Below are 22,204 nucleotides of genomic sequence, written 5' to 3'. Positions count from 1 at the left end.
GAAATTTTTAATTATAACAAAGACTGATTTATTAGGCTGTATAAATAATAAGGTTTTGTTATAAATGGTCTATTCTACTGCATTTTTAACAGTAAACTTAACCAAATTGAAACCGAAAATACCGATAGCACCGTTGAAATAAGTACCGCTGAAGATACTGGTCGCTCTGCTGTTTTATAATAGAAAGAAAGTAAATAAGCATTAACCCCAACAGGTAAAGTAGCAAATAAAACAGCCACCCCAGCATAAACGGGGGGTAACTCAAATACATAAAATGCTAAGACCCAAACCGCTAGTGGATGGATGATTAATTTACCTACTACAATAATAGATGCACATTTAAGATCATCTTTAATTCGATAACGGTTTAATGCCATACCCAGCGAAATAAGAGCGCAAGTTGATGCCGTACCTGCAATGCTTTCTAATATGGTTTTGATAGTACCCTGTGGCTTGATTGCAAAATAATGTAAAAACGAACCAATAATTAATGCAACAAAAATAGGATTTGTGCAAATAGTTAATACGATACGTTTAAGCTTGGTAAAAAACTTTTCACTACCACCTAACTCTATTAAAAAGCTAGCCGCACCTAACATAATAGGTAAATGGATAGCTAATAACATAAATAAAGGTACTGAACCTGCTTGTCCATACACATCTAAAATGAGTGGTATGCCCATAAATACCGTATTGGCCTGACTAGTAGCATAGCCACAAATAACCGTTTCTTTATGAGGCCTTTTTAATAACTTTTTGGTTAATAACATGGTAATGCCCCATGCTATAGCACAAGCACCAAAATACGACACCCAATAAGTAGGTATAATAGGATCTTCTGAGGAGGTCTGTGCCAATGTCATCATAATTAATACAGGCACAGCAATAGAAAACACATACTCTGATAATCCATCACATACTTTATCAGAAACATAACGAGATTTAGCTGCTAACCAGCCAATAAAGATATAAGCAAAAATAGGTAGAGTAATTAGTAAGGTTGTCATCTATTATGATTTATTACTATTCGTTATTATTTGTCTTCATAATATACAGCGATTAGTGATAAAACGCTAATAGGTATTTATAAGCTACTAGAAACTAACTCTTTTTTATCCCAAATGGGTTTTATGGGAATTTGCTGGAATATCCATTTCCGTAAGCTCTTGTACGATATTACAGTGATTAGCAGGTCGATTACCCTGACAGCGATTATGTAAATCAACTAATTGCTGTTGTAATTCCTGCAACTCTTTAAGGCGCTGATTAACGTGCTGTATATGCTGCTCAAGTAAATTAGCCACTGCTGTACAGTTTTCATCAGTATCATTAGCTAATTTAAGTAGCTCTCTTATTTCATCATGAGCCATATCTAGGTTACGGCAATTACGGATAAATTTTAGACGATCTAAATGATCTTTATTATAAACACGGTAATTATTTTGCGTACGATAAGGCTCTGGCAATAAACCTTGTTGCTCGTAATAGCGTATAGTTTCTACTGTGCAATTAGCTGCTTTTGCTAGCTCACCTATACGCATAATAACCTCTACAAAATTTGTTGTAAGAATGCTTGCGCTCTTGGATCTTTAGGAGCAGTAAAAAATTGAGCAGGTGTAGTATCTTCTAATAACTTACCATGATCGAAGAATAAAATACGGTCAGCTACTTCTCTGGCAAACTTCATTTCATGAGTTACACAGGCCATGGTCATGCCTTCTTGGGCGAGCTTTTTCATTACATCCAAAACCTCACCTACCATCTCAGGGTCTAAGGCAGAGGTAGGTTCATCAAATAACATGACTTTAGGATCCATACAAAGTGCTCTAGCGATCGCTACCCTTTGTTGCTGTCCACCTGATAAACGTGAGGGATATTCATTAATTTTTTGAGCAATGCCAACTTTGGTTAATAAAGCCTTAGCTTTCTCTATCGCTTCTGCTTTCGAACGTTTGCGAACAATACGTTGAGCCACACATAAATTTTCTAATACCGTCATATGGGGAAATAGATTAAAGTGTTGAAACACCATTCCCACTTCACGACGTAACGCATTAATATTTGTTTTAGAGTGGGTGACATGAATGCCATCAATAGTTATTGAGCCACTGTCTATATCTTCTAAGGCATTTAGGCAACGTAAAAAAGTCGATTTACCTGAACCTGAAGGGCCAATAATAACCACCACCTCACCTTTGGCAATATCTACAGTCACATTATCAACAGCACGAACAACCATGCCTTTGCTGTCAAAAACTTTATTAATTTCTCTTACATTAATCACTTTTTGCCAGCCTTCTTTCTAAATAATGAGCCAAAATAGAGAGTGGAATATTAATTAACAAATACAACGCTGCCGCACAAAACCACATCTCAAAAGGCTTCATTGAAGTAGTGGTTGCTAATTGAGCAGCCCTTGTTATTTCAATAATAGAAATAGCTGATAATAAAGAAGTATCTTTTACTAGATTAATAAATTGGCCAGTTAATGCTGGCAAAATTCTTCTAAATGCTTGTGGTAAAATAATTACACACATTGTGCTAGCGGCACCCATACCTAAAGAACGGGCAGCTTCTGTTTGACCTTTTGAAATAGACTGAATACCGCCTCGCACAATCTCTGCAATATAAGCACCCGCACTAAAGGATAAGGAAACAATCGCGGCTGTTTCGTGGGATAATTTAAGAATCGTACCAAAGAAATAGTAAATAATAAAAATGATTACTAGTAGTGGTAATGCTCGAATAAGTTCTACATAAATAGTTGATAAATCCCTTAAGGTAGGATTTTTAGAAATACGACATAAGCCAGCGATTAGACCTATCACTAAACCTAAAATACCTGATACAACAGAAAGCCATAAGGTTGTCCAAAAACCTTTTACAAAAGGACCTGCTGTCCATTTAGTAGTAGAGGTTATAGTATCTCCCTCTGTTAACTCCTGTCCTTTTAATACTTTTATTTGTTCTGCTACAGCAGTTATTTTAAACTCTTCGTTTGTTTCATAATCAACTAAGGTGATAATCGTCTTTTGCCCTTGTTGATCTATACTGGTAACCTCTACATCGCTTGGTGCAGTTTCTAAAATAACTTCTTTGTTATAGTAAAAGTAGTTGGAAATATTATTCCAATCCCATTTATAAGCGGTTGAAACAGTAGCATACCAAAATATCAAAGCTGTTACAGCGAGAATGGCAATAGTAAGCAGGTGCCACGGCCAGTGACGTTTAGAAGTTCTAGACATAATTATATAGTTACAGCTTATAAATTAGACATTATAAGCTATTGTTTACAAAGTTTTATATAAAATTTATAGAAGAGATGGATATTATTCCATCTCTTTTAACCAATCGGTGCGCTTAAACCATTTGTTATAAAGACGATCATAAGTACCATCATTTTTAATTTGGTTTAAAAAGTTATTAATCCAGTTAATACTATCATAATCACCTTTTCTAATAGCAAACGCTAATGGCTCATAAGTAAATGGTTTATCCAAGAAAACTAACTTACCTTGGCCTAACTTTTGAATTGCCACTACATTGTATGCAGCATCATAAACAAATGCATCGGCATTACCATTAGCTACTTCAAGCACTGCCTCTGCTTCGGTATTATAACCAAAATATTTAGCTTTATTAATTAGCCGTTTAGTCGCGAACTCGCCTGTAGTACCGAGTCTAGATGTAATTTTATACTTACCATCATTCAAGTCTTTATAGGATTTAATGGTACCTTCTAGCTCCTTACGAATAAGGATAGTCTGACCAGTCATCACAAAAGGATCTGGAAAATTAACTTTTAAATTTCTTTCTTGGGTTAAAGATAAACCACTTGCCACCATATCAAACTTATTGGTTAATAAGCCTGGGATAACACCATCTTGCGCAATAGAAATTATCTCTAATTTCACCCCTAAAGATTTTGCCATCGCTTTAACTAGATCAATTTCAAAACCGACAATTTCCCCTTTCTTATTTGTCATTTCAAAGGGCATATAGGTAGGATCTAATCCTATTCGTAACGTACCACGTTTTACTACATCATCAATCATACTTGCTTGTGCTATACCTAGTGTAAGCATTAAGAACAGCGATGCTAATATCTTTTTCATAGTTAACCTACCAATACTGAGTAATAAATTTTTATGGAAAACTTATTCCATATCTTTTAACCAATCCGTACGTTTAAACCACTTATTGTAAATCCGATCATAAGTACCATCATTTTTAATTTGGGTTAAAAAATTATTAATCCAATTAATACTGTCGTAGTCACCTTTTCTAATAGCAAACGCTAAGGGTTCATAAGTAAATGGCTCATCTAAAAAAACCAATTGTCCATTACCCAGTTTTTCTAAAGCCACAACGTTATAGGGTGCATCATATATAAAAGCATCTGCTTTACCATTTACTACTTCTAAAACAGCATCTGCTTCGGTGTTATAGCCAAAATACTGTGCTTTATTAATAAGTCTTTTAGCTACAAACTCACCAGTTGTACCCAATTTAGAGGTAATTTTATAGTCTTGGCTATTTAAGTCTTTATACGATTTGATCTTATTAGCTAATTCTTTTCTGATAAGCAATGTTTGCCCAGTTTTAATAAAAGGATCAGTGAAATTTACTTTAATGTTACGTTCTTGATTAACCGTCATTCCACTACCGATCATATCAAACTTATTAGTTAATAATCCTGGAATGATGCCATCATAGGCTACGGAAACAATTTCTAGTTTTATCCCCATTGACTTAGTCATGGCTTTAAGAATATCTACTTCAAAACCAATGATTTCACCTTGTTTATTAGTCATTTGAAATGGCATATAAGTGGGATCCATACCTACTCTTAATACACCGCGTTTTACTGCATCATCTATTATCCCAGCATTACTTATGGTGATACTTGTTATGCATAGGAATAAAGCGAATAAAAACCTTTTCATAAGTTCCCCACTTAATAGCGTAAAAATTCATTAATTGTGCCGTTATTTATAAGCACAAATCATTCCATCTCCTGCAACCAATCAGTCTTTTTAAACCACTTGTTATAAATTCGGTCATACGTACCGTCGTTTTTCATCTGGTTTAAAAAATTATTAATCCAATTAATACTGTCATAATCCCCTTTTCTTATCGCAAATGCTATAGGTTCAACAGTAATCAAACTGTCTAAATGGAATAGTTTTTCCTTACCTAATCTTTGTAGGGCAACTATGTTGTAGGACTCATCAAAAATAAAAGCATCAGCCCTACCATTAGCCACCTCAAGAATAGCCTCAGCTTCACTGTTATAACCATAGTAGCTAGCTTTACTAATATACTTCTTCACAATAAATTCACCTGTTGTACCTGTTTGTGAAGTTATTTTGTATTTTTCATTATTTAAATCTTTATATGACTTAATAGCTGTTGCCAAATCTTTACGAATCAACAGTGTTTGACCTGTACTTATAAATGGCCGAGTAAAATTAACCTTTAGGTTACGGCTTTGATTAATAGTCATACCACTGGCTATAAGATCAAATTTTGCTGTTAGCAAACCAGGAATAATACCATCATACGAAACGGGGATAAGTTCCAGTTTAACACCCATTGCTTTGGCCATAGCCTTCACAACATCCACCTCAAAACCAACAATTTCGCCCTGTTTATTGGTCATTTCAAAAGGCATATAAGTAGGTGTTAAGCCTACTTTAAGTGTCCCCCTTTTAACCGCATCATCCACCACTCCCGCAAAAGATATTGTTATAGATGTTAATATAATCACTATAAAAGCTAAACTTCTTTTCATATACACCTTTTTTAATTTATATAGCTTTTTAGTCAAAACAAAGAATTTGTTATTCCATCTCTGTTAACCAGTCAGTTCTTTTAAACCATTTATTGTACAGACGATCATAAGTGCCATCATTTTTAATCTGATTTAGGAAATTATTAATCCAATTAATACTGTCATAATCCCCTTTTCTTAAAGCAAATGCTTGTGGCTCATAGGTAATTGGATTATCTAAGAAAACCAAACGATCATTCCCTAATTTTTTCAATGCCACAATATTATATGAAGCATCATAAACAAAGGCGTCAGCTTTACCATTAACCACTTCTAGAACAGCTTCTGCTTCAGTGTTATAGCTATAATACTGAGCTTTGTTTAATAATCTTTTAGCAGCCACTTCACCTGTAGTGCCTATTTTTGAAGTAATTTTATAATCACTTGTATTTAAATCACGGTAGGATTTAATTTTATCTGCTAACTCTTTACGAATCAGTAATGTTTGACCTGTCATAATTAATGGATCAGCAAAATTAACCCGTAAATTTCTTTCTTGGTTAACCGTCATGCCACTAGCAATAAGATCAAATTTTTCTGTTAATAAACTAGGAATCAAGCCATCATAAGACATTGACACTATTTCTAACTTAATACCCATCGCTTTAGCCATTGCTTTTAATACATCTACTTCAAAACCAACAATCTCCCCTTTTTTATTGGTCATTTCAAAAGGCATATAGGTAGGGTTTAATCCCACTCTTAAAGTACCCCTTTTAACTGCATCATCAATTACACCAGCAAAGACAGAATTAGCAAAAGATAGTAAAGAAAGTAACAAAACAATCAAAGACTTCTTCATATTGCCCTCTTAGGTGGGTATTCATAACAAGAACTTTAGGAGATACTTATATAAGCAGATTAACTTCTAATATAAACAGTTTATTTTTAAACTACTTCGACAAAACTATTCATTGCTGCATCCATGCAACAACTGATATTCATACTAATTTAATACACCCGTGTCGATCAATAATTTTTCTAATGCAGGAATATTAGGGATTTTAGCTATATGGTCATTAATACGTACAGTTTCTAACTCATAACGAGATAATTCACCTACCACATCCATAATTGCTTCTTCAGTCACTGTACAATTACTTGGTGTATTCTGAATTAGCATAGCATAAAATTTGCTCTGTAATGATTCAGTGGTAGTTTTTAAAACTACAATATTTGAATTCGCATTAATTCTAAACGATGAACCACAAATAGCTTCAAACGAAATAAAAGGTATTCGTAAGCCCTGCCAAGGTAAAAAGCCTAAAAACCAACGTGGCATTTTGGTAACAACCTGAGGCATTGAAATAGATACTACTTCTACTATGGCAGTACTAGGAAGAATTAATGTTCTATCCAATAAGGTAATTAATGACGCATTTAATGAAGTCTTTTTAGCAGATGTTTGTTCTGTCATGAACTACTCTCCAATAAATTAACCTCAAATGTGGGTAGCAGATCAGATATAGACTTAATTAGTTTAGCATCCATAAAAGGCTTACTCATATATTCATTAACACCAATAGCTAATGCACGCTCTCTATGTTTCTCACCGCTTCGTGATGTAATCATGATAATTGGTAAATGCTTAGTCCGCTCATCATTACGTACCCTTGTTGCCACCTCAAATCCATCCATTCTAGGCATTTCAATATCAAGCAACATAATATCAGGAACTTTTTCTTCCAACTGAGTTACGGCATCTAGACCATCACGAGCAGTAATTACTTGCATACCTTGACGTTCAAGAAGACGGGTTGTTACTTTACGTACAGTTACAGAGTCATCCACAACCATAACTAATGGCGGACGCTTCACCTCTTCTAATTTCTCAGCGGTCGTTACTCTTCTTTCTTCTGTTCTAACGTTATGTTGCTGATGAACAAAATAACTACGTACTAATGCACTTAAATCAAGGATGATAATCACATGACCATCACCTAGGATTGTAGCACCCGAAATAGCAGGTACTGAAAGGAATTGAGCACCTAAACTCTTAACAACCACTTCACTTGATGGTAATAACTCATCAACACGTAAGGCAATATAATGTTCTCCAGAGCGTACCAATAAAACAGGAGCTTTTTCCTCAATTACATGTTGTGTTTGCGCTACTACTTGAGTACCTAAGAGTTCTCCTAAATATTTAACTCGATAAGACTCGCCACCATACTCTAACTCAGCAGTACCAAACTGATAAAACTCTTTCTGCTGTTCAGGAGATATATAAGTTACCCCTTCTACTGTACTCATCGGAATTGCATAATGATCTTCACCAACACGAATCATTAGTGCACGACTCACTGATAAGTTAATAGGTAAGCGAATAGAGAAAGTTGTACCTTTACCCTCTTCAGAGTCTAATGCTAATACACCACCTAATTGCTTAACAGCATTTACTACAACGTCTAAACCAACTCCACGACCAGAAATCTGAGTAATTCTTTTAGCTGTTGAAAAACCAGCCTCTAAAATAAACTGTAGAATTTCTTTATCAGAAAGTTTTTCGTCAGGACTCATTAAGCCCTTATTAATGGCTTTTTCACGTACAGTTTGAACCGAAATACCAGCACCATCATCTTTAAGACGTAATACCATTTCCCCACCTTCACGAATAAGGTCTAGAGAAATTGTACCTTTAGTAGGTTTTCCTGCTGCTTCACGAACTTCCTTACTTTCAATACCATGGTCAAGTGAATTACGAATCATATGCTCTAATGGCGCAACAATAGCGTCAATCACGCCTCGATCCATTTCACCTGCTGTATTACCAATCACTAAATCTACTTGTTTACCTAACTCAGTAGAAACTTGACGCACTAAACGGCGTAATCTAGGCGCAATACGATCTAATGGCACCATTCGTGTGCGCATTAAGCCTTCTTGTAGCTCTGTATTTACACGCCCTTGTTGCTGTAACAATGTTTCAACATCGCGATTACGGCGCATCAAGGTGTCTTTTAAATCTTGCAAGTCCGAAGCAGATTCAAACAATGATCTTGATAATTGCTGTATTTGTGAGTATTGATCCATTTCCAATGGGTCAAAATCTGTATAGCTAGACGAAACTTCTGTTTGGTGTCTAGAAATAATTTGCGCTTGAGTTTCTGTATCTAAACGACGTAACTGATCGCGTACCCGATCAATAGTAGCGTCCATCTCCATCAACGCAGAGGCTAAATCACTATTTTGCTGTTCAACACGACTGCGATAAATAGAGGTTTCACCAGCAAGGTTAACTAAACTATCTAATAGTTCTGCTGCTACCTTAATTTGCTCAGCTACTTCTTTATTTTCTTTTGTTGCTACTTTATCTTTTGGTTTAGAAACTTCTGTTTGCCTAAATTCTACAACTACAGGAGACGCTTGATCTTTTTCTGATTGATCTACTACTGGTTCTTCATTAACCTGTGTAGGCTGAACTACCTCAACGGGTTCGGCATCAATAGTTACAGGCTGCTCTTTTGGTTGACTAGTTACTTGATCTTCTTCCTCAGCCTCAATCACTTCAGTCTCTACTACTTGAGCTTCCGTAACTTGTTCTGTAGGTTCTTGAATAATTACAGCTGCATTATCAACAACTTCAGCCTCTAACACTACTGGCTCTGATGATTCTGAAACTATTGCCACATCATCTAAAACAACACGTCCTTCTTGACGAAATAATTGAATAGCCTGTAATAACTCAGGACTTTGAGGTAATACCGTAGAGTCATGTAATGTATCAACAATCAACTGAATAAAATCATGGGTTTTATTCAGTAACTTAACTAGATCTGTTGAATTACTATATCGACCATTCAATAAGCCTTCATAAATAAATTCCAGACCATGTGCTAAATCACCCAAACCTACAGCACCACACATTCTTGCACCACCTTTTAGAGTATGCAATTGGCGTTGTAAGTCTTTTAAGTGATCAGGGTTTTGATCTTCAATCCATTTATCTAAGTCATTTCTTGCTTCAACTAATATTTCATCAGCTTCTTCAAGGAAGATTTCTGCCATATCTGGATCAATGTCATCTTCAGACTCAATAATTGGACCAGCAGGTGCAGGTGCACCTAGAATTAGTTTATCTTCCGTAATAAAGTTAGTTGAAACTTGGGTATTAGCATTAGCTAAAGTACTTTCTTCTACTGTTGAAGGTTGAGTATCAACCTCCTGCTTTGTTGGTTCAATATCTGCTTCTATTATTTCTGGTTCAGTAGCTTTTTCAACTTCTTCAGATTTATCAGCTATTGGCTGGTCTATAGTCTCATCTTGCTCTACAACTACTTCTTCTTGAACATTAGAGCGAGATAAAATTTGCTCTAAAGAAGCAATCTCTTCAGGATATTCAGAAACAACCTGTGCCGCTGCTAATTGATCAATACAATTCAATAACACATGATGAACTTGAGCCAATGCTTCAAAAAATGCATCATCTCTTTTTATAGTATTTGCAGCTACTGCAGCATAAGCTTTCAATAAGACATTGCTTAAATCTGCAATTGAAGGATAACCTGCTTGTTGTGCATAAGGCGATACTTTTGCTAATTCTTCCTGTAATACAGAAAGTTGCGTAAAATCATTAGCAGGTGTTTCACGCCATTTTTCAATATATTCTTCAGCATCTAATAATAAATCAACACTCTGCATTAATGCGCTAACTAAAGCAGCAGGTGACGCATCATTATCTGAATTAGCTAATTCAGAACTTGCTGTTACTTCAAGTTGAGAAATTAAGTATTCACGACGTAAACGAATACGTTCAACTAATGATTCTGTACCATCAACAGGTGCTAATGAATAAAGTTCTAATTGGCGAATACCTTTATTTAATAATGCATAGGCATCACGTAATAACTCAAGATCAATTCGTTCAATTGCCCAAGCATTGATACTGCATTCTTTTAAGAAGCCTTCAAACGGTTTAGCTATATTAGCAATAGCATCTAAACCTGCCATTAATGCACTACCTTTTAAAGTGTGCATTGCTCGTTGTAAAGAATCTGTAACAATTTGAGGTAATGAGCGTTCACATAACGTTATAAATGCTTTTAACGTTTGCATATGAGTCTGAGCTTCAGCAATAAAAATATCTATTAACTCAACATCAAACTCTGCAGAAGCTGAACTTGCTTCTTCTTCATCAGATGATGGAGCTATTGGATCAGCTTCTTGCGCTTGTAAATTTTCTTCAACAACCAATTCTGGTTCAGTAACTTCCTCATCTTCTTCAACAACCGTCTCTTCGACCGTTAAAACTTCTTCAGATTTTTTTTTAGTTGGTAGTACTTGCTTTGCAGCCAATGCATCAGCAACGGCTGAATAATAGTCAACATCTTCACGAGGATGTTGCTGTCCTGATGCAAATTCTTTAATGAGTTCGGGCAGTAATTTTACAACATCTTGTACTACTTCTAAGATGGGTTGCGTAATAGGTATAGTTTTATCTATAACTCTATTCAGCATATTTTCTACCGACCAACCTAATTCACCAATAACCATAGCTTTCACCATCCGTCCACTCCCTTTAATGGTATGGAAAGAACGGCGAATTTCTGTTAGTGAATCCTTATCATCTGTATTAGCGACCCACGCAGGTAAAGTAGTTGATAATGCTTCTAAAATCTCTTCCATTTCTTCTGTAAAGATTTCAACAAGCTCTTCATCTATCTCATCTTCAACTTTAGTTTCTTGAACTATGGGCTGTTCTGGTATTGTTGGAGATTGCTCCGCAATAACTTCTGGCTGTTCTACAGTTTCTATATCAACAACATTATCTTCAACGGAAACATTCTGCGCAGCTTCCTCTAGAGCTGGTGCAGATGCTATATATTTAGTCGTCAATGATTCATAATCATCAGGTAATGAATAATCTAACTCATATAAATATTTTACTGCGAAGTTCAACGCATCTTTAGCGCTTACTATTTGATTTTTAGCTAAACACTCCATGTAATAGTCAATGCTTGCAATCGCACCAACAATAGAGTCAATTTCTTTATTATCAGGATAAAGCGTACTATTAATTAAATGCTCTTCAATATACTGTAAACAACGGATAACTACAGCGGCTGCCCGTTGTTGTGAAATAATAGCTAAAGCACCCGCAGTATGAGCTAATAGCTCTGTTGTATCTTTTATTTGTCCTTCTTTTCCTGCTGTTGCAAAATATTGTGTTAAAATTTCTTTTACTTGTGTTAGTTCATAAGCTGCTTCGCGGATTACTACTTCTTGTGCATCGCCAGTAACACCCGTTTTTACTGCGCCACCAGTTTTGGTAATATTAGCAACTACTGTTTCTACATCTAATATTGCTTCAGCAATATCAATCGCTTGAACTTTATCTAAATAATTATTGATGATGGCATTATTAATGGCATCAAATTGTTTATTAACAACATTTTTCTGCGTATTTAAACCCAACATTTCTAATGTATTAGAAATTACTTTTAGCGTTTCAGGTAAACCTTGCAGATCTACTTCACTGTGATTTTCAGAACGAGCAAATAAATCTAATCGATCTTTAACAAAAGTGAACTCTTCTGACAATGCTTGAGATACAGACTCTAAAGCAGCTTTATCAATATTGGCTAATTTTGTTTGATGCGTATTAACATCTTTAACATTTAAAATTAAGTTTGTTAAATGGAACTCTTGTTTAATTGCATTGATTTCATCAGAATTACTATCAACTTGAGCCAATAAAAATAATAATTCTTTTATCAATCCATCTGGAGCAGGGTTATTCATTCCAACAACACCTTGCTCAACCAACATTTTTATTTGTCGATCAATTTGTTTTAACAAATCTTTAGCTTCATGATTATTAGGTATACTTTTTTCATTAATACCCGTTACAAAAGCTAATGAAATACGCCATAGCATAGAAATTGGCGTAGCTTTACATAAACGCCCAAGATAATTAAAAATCTTGATTAAATGATCAAGAGCTACCTCAAGATTACGATTATGAATTAAATCAATTAAGGATAATTGTAGTGATTGGCGTAATTTACGTAATAAATTAGCTAATCCTTCTGTATTAATCTCTTTTAGTTCTTCATCCGTTAAAGGTGAAGCCGCCCCGTAGTATTTAGGAGAGAATAATTCAACTTCTGATAAAGGGGTTGCTCTATAGCATTCTCTCATCTCATTGATAAGAGGTAATAAAGCTATAGGGATGTCATGGCCTTCTGTCTGGATAATTTCTAGATAGGTAGGCATCTGTAACACAGCTTGCATAAACACTTGCAAACTATGGCTGAAGTTTTCTACTTTGTCATTGATTAGTGTTTCACAGAAAGTTTTTATTTCTTCTGCAAATAATGCTGCACCAGGAAAGCCCACCATATTTAGTGCGCCACTAACCTGATGCAACAAGCTATAACAATTAGCTAATCCTGACGCTATATTATCTTTACTTGTTGTTTCATCAGCTAATGATTCTAGCACTTGTTGAACTTGATTAAGATTATTTACTATCTCATTCTTTACCCAACTAAGCGCAACATAATCATGGCTATCCTTTGTAGTGACATTATTTATAGCCATGCATACTCTCCAACACAAAGCACACTTATTATCTGATTCAACATAAACTGTATAAGCATATTAATTCTTTAAAATCAACTAGTTATTTGGTAGTTTGAAACCATCTACAGATTTACGCATGTCCCTTGACATGGTAGTTAAACGACCAATCGAAACCGCTGTTTCTGTACTACCTGAAGAAGTTTGGGTTGTAATTTCTTGAATTACATCCATCGTTCTTGAAATATGAGCAGCTGTTGAAGCCTGTTGTCTAGCAGCATTAGAAATTGACTGAATCAATTTTGCCAATGCTTGTGATACGTTTTCAATCTCTTCAAGAGCAACACCAGCATTCTCTGCAAGTTTAGCACCACGAACAACTTCCGAAGTAGTTTGTTCCATCGAAATAACGGCTTCATTAGTATCTGTTTGAATGGCTTTAACTAATGATTCAATCTGTTTGGTAGCTGCTGAAGATCTTTCTGCTAGGCGCTGTACCTCATCCGCAACCACCGCGAAACCACGACCTGCATCACCAGCCATCGATGCCTGAATAGCTGCGTTAAGTGCGAGAATATTCGTTTGCTCAGCAATATCATCAATCAGACCAATAATATCACCAATTTCTTGTGAAGATTCACCCAAACGTTTAATACGTTTAGCAGTATCCTGAATCTGCTCACGAATCGTATCCATACCAGAAATAGTATTATGTACAATCTTACTACCATTATGTGCAATTTCTACCGAACGTTTTGCCACGTTTTCTGACTCAAGTGCAGTAGCAGATACCTTATCAATAGAGCCTGCCATTTCACTAATAGCTGTTGATACACCTGCAATTTCACCCGCCTGATGCTCAGCCGCTTCCGCTAGGTTCATCGCCAAGCTCTGGCTATTTTCAGCAGTAGCAGATACTTGACCAGATGTTTGGTGAATCGTTCGTACCAAATCACGTAACTGTTCAATAGAGTAGTTAATAGAGTCAGCAATCGCACCAGTGAATGCTTCAGAAACTGTTGCACTTACCGTTAAATCACCATCAGCCAAATCACCAATTTCATCAAGTAACTGCAAAATTGCTTCTTGGTTTACTGCGTTTTCTCTTGCTGTTTCTTGTAAACGACTACGTGTATTTCTTTGAATAACAAAGAACATACCAGCAACTGAAGCGATAATGAGTAGTAAGGCTACATAACCTAAGAAGGCACTAGTACTAAAAGCAGATGTTGATTCTTCAATATTATCAGCTACTCTAGTAGCTTCAGTTAACAATCTTTTTGAGCCATCAAGAATTTTTGTCTCAACACTTTGTAATTCTGCAATATATTGAGACTTCTCAAGGATCACATCTACATTAGATCTTAATTGATTAAGTGGGCTAACTGCAGTTAATAAAATATTTTGAGCTTCACTTGGCAATACACCACTTTGTTTAAGCATATCAACAATATTATTAAACTCTTTTACTTTTTCTGTTAAATCTCTACTAGTATTTTCAATAGTTGCATAATCAGTCAACACACTATTTAAATTGTGCTGAATACTCTCTAATAAGAGGGCAGCTTGTTGCATTTGATTAGTAAGTCTGATATCACTTTGCTGATCTTTTAACTTATCAAGTGTGTTTTGACTAATAGTACGTAAGTTTTCTACTAACTTAAATGAAGTGTCAACTGATGCATAAGTAGTTATTAAAGCTTCTTGTCTAATTAATAAAGTATCAATATTAGGCTTTAATGCTGACCATGCATTTGTCAAACCATTCGCTTGATCTATTGGTAGTTTATTTTTTAGGCTTGTCCAATCTGCATCAAAACTAGTAGAGGCAACAGTCAAGTTCTTAAAGCCCTCTTCACTACCTGTAAGCGCTTTTAATGAATCAGCCGCTATACTTTGCGAATAAACACGCAAATCATTTGCCTTTTTAACAAAAGCTCTATCATCTGCAGACTTCTTACCAAGATAAAAAAGATTTGCTACGTATGCTACAACTAGCACGGTTAGCAAAATACCTAGCAATACTAGTAGAAAATTACTACTTTGCTTTGATGAACTAGCTGATTTTTCTTTACTCATACTACTTATGCCTCTTTGAAAGCCAGATTTTAAGGCCCTTAGACTTTAATATATTATCTAATTTGTTAAAACTTTGACCTTTAACTATTAACTACTGTCCTATTGTTAAAAACTGTGGACTTGCCATAAAAGCTTCAGTATTAAAAATTAACCACTTTTGTTGCTCACCTTTATACACACCTGCAATAAAAGGCGTCAACGATTCTGGTATATCAACTGTACCTGCCAATTGATTGTCAGCAGAAAAATACTGCATACCATATACAGCATCAACTAAAAACCCAACATACCCACCATCTGTATTCTTTACAGCCATCACTCGCCGCTGCTTACGAGAAGCCTCAGAAGGAATACCAAATAACTTGTTTAAATCCATTACTGGCAATAGGTGACCACGCATATTCGCCACCCCTTTTAACCATGGTTTAACAATCGGAATTGCGGTATATGTCGGTTCAGTAAGAATTTCTTCCAAGTAATTAATAGCAATTACAAAATGATATTGCCCTAATCTAAACCCAATACCAGTCCAAATACTAGCCTGCAACCTTCTTTGCTCAGGCAAGCTAATGCCTGAGTCAGTATAAAGCTGATCAATTTCGAGTAACAAATTAAATGGGGTGCTTTTCTCTTGCATTCCCATGTCCATAACTCCTTAAGCTTTAAGGTTTGTTGCAATTACCCTGCTAATACAGCATCTACAGTAGATAAAAGTGTAGCTTCATCAATTGGCTTAGTTAAATAATCTCTAGCTCCTTGACGACGCCCCCATACTTTATCAGTCTCTTGATCCTTCGCTGTAACAATAATAACTGGAATATTCTTTGTTTCTTCATCTTTCGTCAATTGACGCGTTGCCTGAAAACCATTAAAGCCAGGCATAACTATATCCATTAAAATAACATCAGGCTTTTCTTTACGAGCTAGTGCAATACCATCTGCTCCATTTTCCGCTCCAATAACCATATGCCCATGTTTTTGTAACATTGTTGTTAATTTATATACTTCTGTAGGAGAGTCATCTACAACTAAAATTCGAGCCATTTTACCTTACCACCAATTTTAATTATTAATATACAAAAACAGCTGCTTATTCAGCTGCATTATCTTGAGGTACAAAGTTTGGAACATGCGCTTTTATTGCACCTAATAACTCATCTTTACTAAACGGTTTAGTCAAATACTGATCTGAACCTACTATTCTTCCCTTTGCCCTATCAAACAAACCATCTTTAGATGATAACATGATAACAGGCGTAGTTTTAAAACGGCTGTTATTTTTTATAAGTGCACAAGTTTGATAACCATCAAGGCGTGGCATCATAATATCTACAAAAATAATATTTGGATGATTATCAGCTATTTTAGCCAACGCATCAAAACCGTCTACTGCAGTAAACACATCGCATCCTGCTTTTTTAAGCAGGGTCTCGGCGGTTCGACGAATAGTTTTAGAATCGTCTATCACCATGACTTTAAGTTTTTCACCTTGTTCCATCTTATTCCGCCATCACTTGAGATAAAAATAATCTACATTATGACCATATTATACATAACATAGAGCACAGTAACTAACTAGAGTGCAAATGTTGATGATTTTGTATTATAAATACTATTTATAACATATCATACTACATAATATGTTAATTTATTCTATAATTATTTACATATGTCAACATTGTATCATCAAAATAGCAGATTATATCAGGAGAATACTGAGTTATGTCTATACGTCTCGGCATTGTGATGGATCCTATCAATAGCATTAATTTTAAGAAGGACAGCTCGCTGGCAATGCTATGGGCAGCTCAAGAACGTGGTTGGGAACTGTTTTACATGCAACAAGAAGACCTATATCTTTTACATGGTATGGTTAGAGCCAAAGCTCGTTCACTAAAAGTTTATAAACAACCAGAGCATTTTTATGACTTAGGTGAAGAAGCTGATATTAGTCTTGATACATTAAATGTTATTTTAATGCGCAAAGATCCTCCCTTTAACAGTGAGTTTTTATACACCACCTACTTACTTGAAAAAGCTGAGCAACAAGGTGTATTAATTGTAAACAAACCACAAAGCCTAAGGGACTGTAACGAAAAATTATTTGCTACTAATTTTGCAGAATTTATGGTGCCCACTTTAGTGAGCCGCCGCCCTGATATTTTAAAAGCTTTTATAAAAGAACAAGGTGATGTTATTTTAAAACCATTAGATGAAATGGGCGGAGCCTCTATTTTCCGTCACCGCGAAGGTGACCCTAACCTGTCAGTTATTATTGAAACATTAACTGCACATGGTACTCGTCAAACTATGGTACAGCGCTATATTCCAGATATTACTGCAGGTGATAAACGCATACTAATTGTTGATGGCGAGCCAATTCCCTACTGTTTAGCACGTGTTCCTGCCAAAGGAGAAACCCGTGGTAACTTAGCTGCTGGTGGAACGGGTATAGCTCAGCCTCTGTCTGAAAAAGATTATGCGATTGCTAAAGCAATAGGCCCTGAGTTACAAAAAAGAGGCCTACTGTTTGTGGGTTTAGATATAATTGGTGAATATGTAACAGAGGTCAATGTTACTAGTCCTACCTGTATTCGAGAAATTGATAAAGCGTATAATACAGATATTGCTGGTAAATTAATGAATTGTATTGAAGCCAAGTTAAAAAAGTAACTCCTTAAATTTCAATCAACTTTTCATCGTTGATTGAAATACTGAGCGAACCAAACAGGATGTTTTAAGTATTTTAAATGTAAAAATTATGCGATCACTTTTTAATAAATTAGCTAAGCTCCATAAATCCAAGCAAAATGACTTGCTTGGCTTGATGATATGTTTAGCTGCTATCCTTCATACTACGATTATTTTTGGTGTTGGCTTTACACCTGAAGATCAGCATATTGGAAAAGTATTAGATGTCTCTTTAGCTTCTTTTAAAGATGATAAGGCACCTGAAGAGGCAGACTTTATTGCCCAAGAAAATCAACAAGGCAGTGGCACTGAAGAACAAGCACTGATACCAAGGACAACTTCTCCCGCCGAGTTTCAAGCCATAGAAATTAATCCTGCGCCTAGCCCGTTGCCTATGATGGAAAAGGAGCAACAGCCTACCGAAACCACTAAAAGCGTTTTAACCACGGCCAGTAAACAACAGCAAAAAGACATTAAAGAATCTGAAAAGAAAGAACAGCAAGATCAAGCTAAACAAACCGTTAATAATACAGATTGGGCTGCACAAATAGCCAGTTTAGAGGCACAAATTGCGCAAAAAGAGCAAGCCTATGCAAAACGCCCTAAAATTTTACAAATTACCTCAGCCGCAACTAAAAGAGATAAAGGTGCTGCTTACCAAGATGAATGGCGTAAGAAAATCGAACGTATTGGTAACCTAAATTACCCCAAAGAAGCCAGCACAAAAAAGATTTATGGCAATTTAAGATTATTAGTGGCTATTAAGAAAAATGGCCAATTACATACAGTCAAAGTGCTTAAATCATCAGGCAAACCTGTATTAGATCGCGCAGCTATTCGCATTGTGCATATGTCAGCTCCCTTTGCCCCTTTCCCTAGAGAGCTTGCAGATACTGACATTATTGAAATTATAAGAACTTGGCAGTTTGATCGTAGTGACCGTTTATCAACCGACGGTTAATTGCTTAAATGATTAAATATGTTATTGTACTTAATAATAGATAACTCTTTAATTCAATCACCATGTCGCTCATTTCTCAGTTATGGCAACAACTAGCACCTTATCAACAAGCTAAACGTTGGATTGTTGGTTTTTCTGGTGGCATGGATTCTACGGTTTTACTACATCTCTTAGTTCAATTAAAAAAACACTATAACTTACCTGAATTATCAGCTATTTATATTCATCATGGTTTACAAGCTGTGGCTGAATCTTGGCCTGAACATTGTCAAAAAATTTGTGATGAACTCGCCATTCCTTTAACAATTATTAAAGTAAAAGTCGCGAAACAAGCCAGTATTGAGCAAGTAGCTCGAGAAGCTCGTTATCAAGCATTCGAGCAGATAATGCAAAAAGGGGATATTTTACTAACAGCCCAGCATCAAAACGATCAAGCAGAAACTTTATTATTTCGCTTATTAAGGGGTGCAGGTGTTAGAGGTTTAACAGCAATACCTAAAAGCCGACCATTAGCCGCAGGAACAGTGGTACGGCCACTTTTGGATATACCCTATCAAACATTAAAAAACTACGCCGAAACCGAGTATTTGAAATGGATTGAAGATCCCAGTAATGCAGATACAAGCTTTGCCCGTAATTATTTACGTCATCAAATTATTCCTGTCCTACAAGACTACTGGCCACAGGCTATAAACAATATTGCACAAACGGCCAAACATCTTCAGGAAGCCCAACAACTACTAAATGAATTAGCAATACAAGACTTAACAGCAGCTAACATTCATCCTCTTTACCCATGGCTAACCATACCCAGTTTACAGCTAGCGCCTCTCGCCAATTTAACAGAGGCTAGGCAAAAAAATGCGCTTTCTTACTGGCTAGCCAAATATACGCTACTCCCTGCAACTGTTCATTGGCAAGGTTGGCAAGACTTACTCAAGGCTAAAGAGTGTGCAAAACCTATATGGCAATTACAAAACGGAGAACTACATCGTAGCAATCAACGCATCTGGTTACTCATGGATAAATGGCTTAATAAGCCCACCCCTATTAAACTGCCCATTTCCCCAAAACAGGAAATACCACTACCCAATAATGGTATGATTACTCTACAAGGTGATTTACCTAACAAGCCTTTACTTGTAAGCTATCGACAAGGTGGTGAGGTCTTACAGTTGCATAATCGCGGTCATCGGGATTTAAAAAGATTATTTAATGAACAAGCCATTCCTAGCTTTATTCGTCAAAGAATACCCTTATTGCTTGATGAGCAAAATACTGTAATAGCCGTTGCTAATTTCCCTCAATGGCGAGATAAAGATGCTCAGCAAAACTTTAGCTTTGAGTGGTCACTTGATTAATAATTTGTGCAGTGCATTTTCTTTTGTAAACTCAATATTGCTCATAATTACCAACCAACTTAAGAAAAACTTAACTAAATCTAACCAATACTATTGCTGTTTTTTTCTAAAATTAGCAACTTTGTGTCTATTTCCACAAACTGCCATACTACACCACCGTCTTTTATGGGCTTTTGTTTTGTCATAAAACCACAATATGCAATCTTCATGTTCACACCTTTTTACAAGGCCAAAATCCATTGTCACTAACAATTCAACTGCGGCCTCTGCTAGAGGTCCTAATATTTGTTTGGGTGTATCCTTTTTATAATTTTTTTTAAAACCTAACTCTCCACTTTTATTAACTTCTAGGCTTAACCAACTTAAAGACTCTAATAAAAAATTATTTAGTAAATCAATGCGTAACAATTCGCCTGCTTTTTTAGCTTGAATAAGTAGATGAACACTCTCTCGCAACTCTTTGGCTGAATGAAGTAAATCTTCATCCGTAAACTTTCTATCTACAGGCACATTTATATTAGCTACTTTATCTAACCAATTAATGACATCCTTAGCTGACTGCCAATAATCAATAATATCCCCATTTACTTTAGCTACTGTATTAATCATATCCAACACAATATGATCTGCTAATACATAGGGTTGCTGAGGAACAGTATTTATATTTGCCATTTTCTTTACCTATTATTAATAATTTCATTGTAACCATTAAAATAATATTTGACAAGTTACAAATATCACACCACAATTACGAAACCTCTAAAACTAATTATACAGGTTACAAAGGAATTTAAAATGACTATCAATACTCATTATCCCATTCAATATAAGTTTATTAATGTAGATAATATTCGTTTATTTTATCGAGAAGCAGGGGATAAAAATCTACCTTTGCTTTTGCTTTTACATGGCTTTCCTAGTTCTTCACATCAATTTAGAGAGCTAATACCTTTATTAGCTGATAAATTTCATATTATTGCCCCTGATTTACCTGGTTTTGGCTTTACAGAAGTCCCTAGTGAAACTAACTATGTATATAACTTTGATAATATTGCAAAGACTATGACTAAGTTTGTTGATACTTTAGATCTTAAAAGTTATGCAATGTATGTTTTTGATTATGGCGCTCCAATTGGTTTACGCCTTGCTCTAAATTATCCAAATAGATTGACTGGCTTTATCTCTCAAAATGGTAATGCTTATATAGAAGGTCTTGGAGATGCTTGGAATCCAATTAGAACTTATTGGAATAATCCTAGTCAGGAAAATCGCCAGACTATTGATAAAAATATTTTGAATTTAAAAGGAACTTATTGGCAATATCTACATGGAGTAAAAGACATTGAAACTGTAGCACCTGAAGCATACTACTTAGATACATTTTTGTTTGAGAGACCTGGGAATAAGGAAATCCAGCTTGATTTACTGCTTGATTATGCTAATAACTTAGAACTTTATCCAGCCTTTCAAAAATTCTTCCGAGATACACAAATTCCTTCTTTAATCATTTGGGGGAAACATGATCCATTTTTCATTCAAGCTGGTGCTGAAGCATTTAAACGAGATAATCCTAATGCAATAGTGGAATTGCTAGATACAGGACATTTTGCCTTGGAAACTCATGTTGCTTACATCGCTAAACGTATCAGAGAAACTATGGGTAATGAAAGAGTTTAAACATATACTAACTGCTCAACTTTATCTTGAGCAGTTTAATTACCCATTATATTGATCTTTACTCATTTTATATAGATACTA

18 protein-coding genes and 1 pseudogene are annotated in these 22,204 nt (G+C 35.5%); 4 read left to right on the top strand and 15 right to left on the bottom strand.

All coding sequences use genetic code 11. The features are described 5' to 3' along the window. Positions 1-74: 74 nt before the first annotated feature. From JHT90_RS00580 to pilG, 14 genes and pseudogenes are all read right to left on the bottom strand, one after another. Entirely contained in the window at positions 75-1,007 is a 933-nt protein-coding gene (locus JHT90_RS00580) for an AEC family transporter (protein ID WP_201092831.1), read from the bottom strand. Between the two features lie 105 nt (positions 1,008-1,112). Then, a complete protein-coding gene (cadR, locus tag JHT90_RS00575; protein ID WP_201092829.1) occupies positions 1,113-1,541 on the bottom strand; it encodes a Cd(II)/Pb(II)-responsive transcriptional regulator in 429 nt (142 codons plus the stop codon). A gap of 8 nt (positions 1,542-1,549) precedes the next feature. Next, positions 1,550-2,284 (bottom strand): amino acid ABC transporter ATP-binding protein, encoded by a 735-nt coding sequence (locus JHT90_RS00570; protein WP_201092827.1) that lies wholly within the window; start codon positions 2,282-2,284, stop codon positions 1,550-1,552. Continuing rightward, on the bottom strand, positions 2,277-3,245 hold the full coding sequence (locus JHT90_RS00565) for an amino acid ABC transporter permease (protein ID WP_201092825.1): 969 nt from the start codon (positions 3,243-3,245) through the stop codon (positions 2,277-2,279). The genes JHT90_RS00570 and JHT90_RS00565 overlap by 8 nt, the downstream gene beginning before the upstream one ends. Positions 3,246-3,329: 84 nt before the next feature. Further along, positions 3,330-4,115, bottom strand: a complete 786-nt coding sequence (locus tag JHT90_RS00560) for a transporter substrate-binding domain-containing protein (protein ID WP_201092823.1) — start codon at positions 4,113-4,115, stop codon at positions 3,330-3,332. A gap of 42 nt (positions 4,116-4,157) precedes the next feature. After that, the gene (locus JHT90_RS00555; protein ID WP_201092821.1) at positions 4,158-4,946 is read right to left on the bottom strand and encodes a transporter substrate-binding domain-containing protein; all 789 of its coding nucleotides are present in this window, start codon (positions 4,944-4,946) and stop codon (positions 4,158-4,160) included. 59 nt (positions 4,947-5,005) lie between these two features. Further along, the gene (locus JHT90_RS00550) at positions 5,006-5,794 is read right to left on the bottom strand and encodes a transporter substrate-binding domain-containing protein (RefSeq protein WP_201092819.1); all 789 of its coding nucleotides are present in this window, start codon (positions 5,792-5,794) and stop codon (positions 5,006-5,008) included. 49 nt (positions 5,795-5,843) lie between these two features. Continuing rightward, the gene (locus tag JHT90_RS00545; RefSeq protein ID WP_201092817.1) at positions 5,844-6,635 is read right to left on the bottom strand and encodes a transporter substrate-binding domain-containing protein; all 792 of its coding nucleotides are present in this window, start codon (positions 6,633-6,635) and stop codon (positions 5,844-5,846) included. Positions 6,636-6,779: 144 nt separating this feature from the next. Next, positions 6,780-7,250, bottom strand: a complete 471-nt coding sequence (locus JHT90_RS00540) for a chemotaxis protein CheW (RefSeq protein WP_201092815.1) — start codon at positions 7,248-7,250, stop codon at positions 6,780-6,782. After that, on the bottom strand, positions 7,247-13,375 hold the full coding sequence (locus tag JHT90_RS00535) for a hybrid sensor histidine kinase/response regulator (RefSeq protein ID WP_201092813.1): 6,129 nt from the start codon (positions 13,373-13,375) through the stop codon (positions 7,247-7,249). The genes JHT90_RS00540 and JHT90_RS00535 overlap by 4 nt, the downstream gene beginning before the upstream one ends. Positions 13,376-13,453: 78 nt before the next feature. Next, positions 13,454-14,488, bottom strand: a pseudogene (locus JHT90_RS15385) (methyl-accepting chemotaxis protein); the annotation flags it as partial. A 1,036-nt stretch (positions 14,489-15,524) separates the two neighbouring features. Further along, complete coding sequence (locus JHT90_RS00525; RefSeq protein ID WP_201092808.1) at positions 15,525-16,076, bottom strand: chemotaxis protein CheW; 552 nt, start codon at positions 16,074-16,076, stop codon at positions 15,525-15,527. 35 nt (positions 16,077-16,111) lie between these two features. Further along, a complete protein-coding gene (gene pilH / locus JHT90_RS00520; RefSeq protein ID WP_201092806.1) occupies positions 16,112-16,477 on the bottom strand; it encodes a twitching motility response regulator PilH in 366 nt (121 codons plus the stop codon). Between the two features lie 46 nt (positions 16,478-16,523). Further along, positions 16,524-16,931 (bottom strand): twitching motility response regulator PilG, encoded by a 408-nt coding sequence (gene pilG, locus JHT90_RS00515; RefSeq protein WP_201092796.1) that lies wholly within the window; start codon positions 16,929-16,931, stop codon positions 16,524-16,526. Positions 16,932-17,155: 224 nt separating this feature from the next. Between pilG and gshB the strand changes: the two genes are divergently transcribed. The 3 genes from gshB to tilS all read left to right on the top strand — a co-directional run bounded on the left by gshB (position 17,156) and on the right by tilS (position 20,446). Then, positions 17,156-18,106: a glutathione synthase gene (gene gshB, locus JHT90_RS00510; protein WP_201092786.1), complete on the top strand. Its 951-nt coding sequence runs from the start codon at positions 17,156-17,158 to the stop codon at positions 18,104-18,106. An 88-nt stretch (positions 18,107-18,194) separates the two neighbouring features. Beyond that, complete coding sequence (locus JHT90_RS00505) at positions 18,195-19,085, top strand: energy transducer TonB (protein WP_201092784.1); 891 nt, start codon at positions 18,195-18,197, stop codon at positions 19,083-19,085. A 62-nt stretch (positions 19,086-19,147) separates the two neighbouring features. After that, entirely contained in the window at positions 19,148-20,446 is a 1,299-nt protein-coding gene (gene tilS / locus JHT90_RS00500) for a tRNA lysidine(34) synthetase TilS (protein WP_201092782.1), read from the top strand. A gap of 90 nt (positions 20,447-20,536) precedes the next feature. Here tilS and JHT90_RS00495 read toward each other — a convergent pair whose 3' ends face one another. Then, positions 20,537-21,118, bottom strand: a complete 582-nt coding sequence (locus JHT90_RS00495) for a CGNR zinc finger domain-containing protein (RefSeq protein ID WP_201092774.1) — start codon at positions 21,116-21,118, stop codon at positions 20,537-20,539. Between the two features lie 123 nt (positions 21,119-21,241). Here JHT90_RS00495 and JHT90_RS00490 point away from each other — a divergent pair, with 123 nt between their 5' ends. Continuing rightward, positions 21,242-22,123 (top strand): alpha/beta fold hydrolase, encoded by an 882-nt coding sequence (locus JHT90_RS00490; RefSeq protein ID WP_201092772.1) that lies wholly within the window; start codon positions 21,242-21,244, stop codon positions 22,121-22,123. Positions 22,124-22,204: the final 81 nt, after the last annotated feature.

Origin of the sequence: Entomomonas asaccharolytica, assembly GCF_016653615.1 — a bacterium.
GTDB lineage: Bacteria > Pseudomonadota > Gammaproteobacteria > Pseudomonadales > Pseudomonadaceae > Entomomonas > Entomomonas asaccharolytica.
This window is presented reverse-complemented; position numbering and strand designations above follow the sequence as displayed.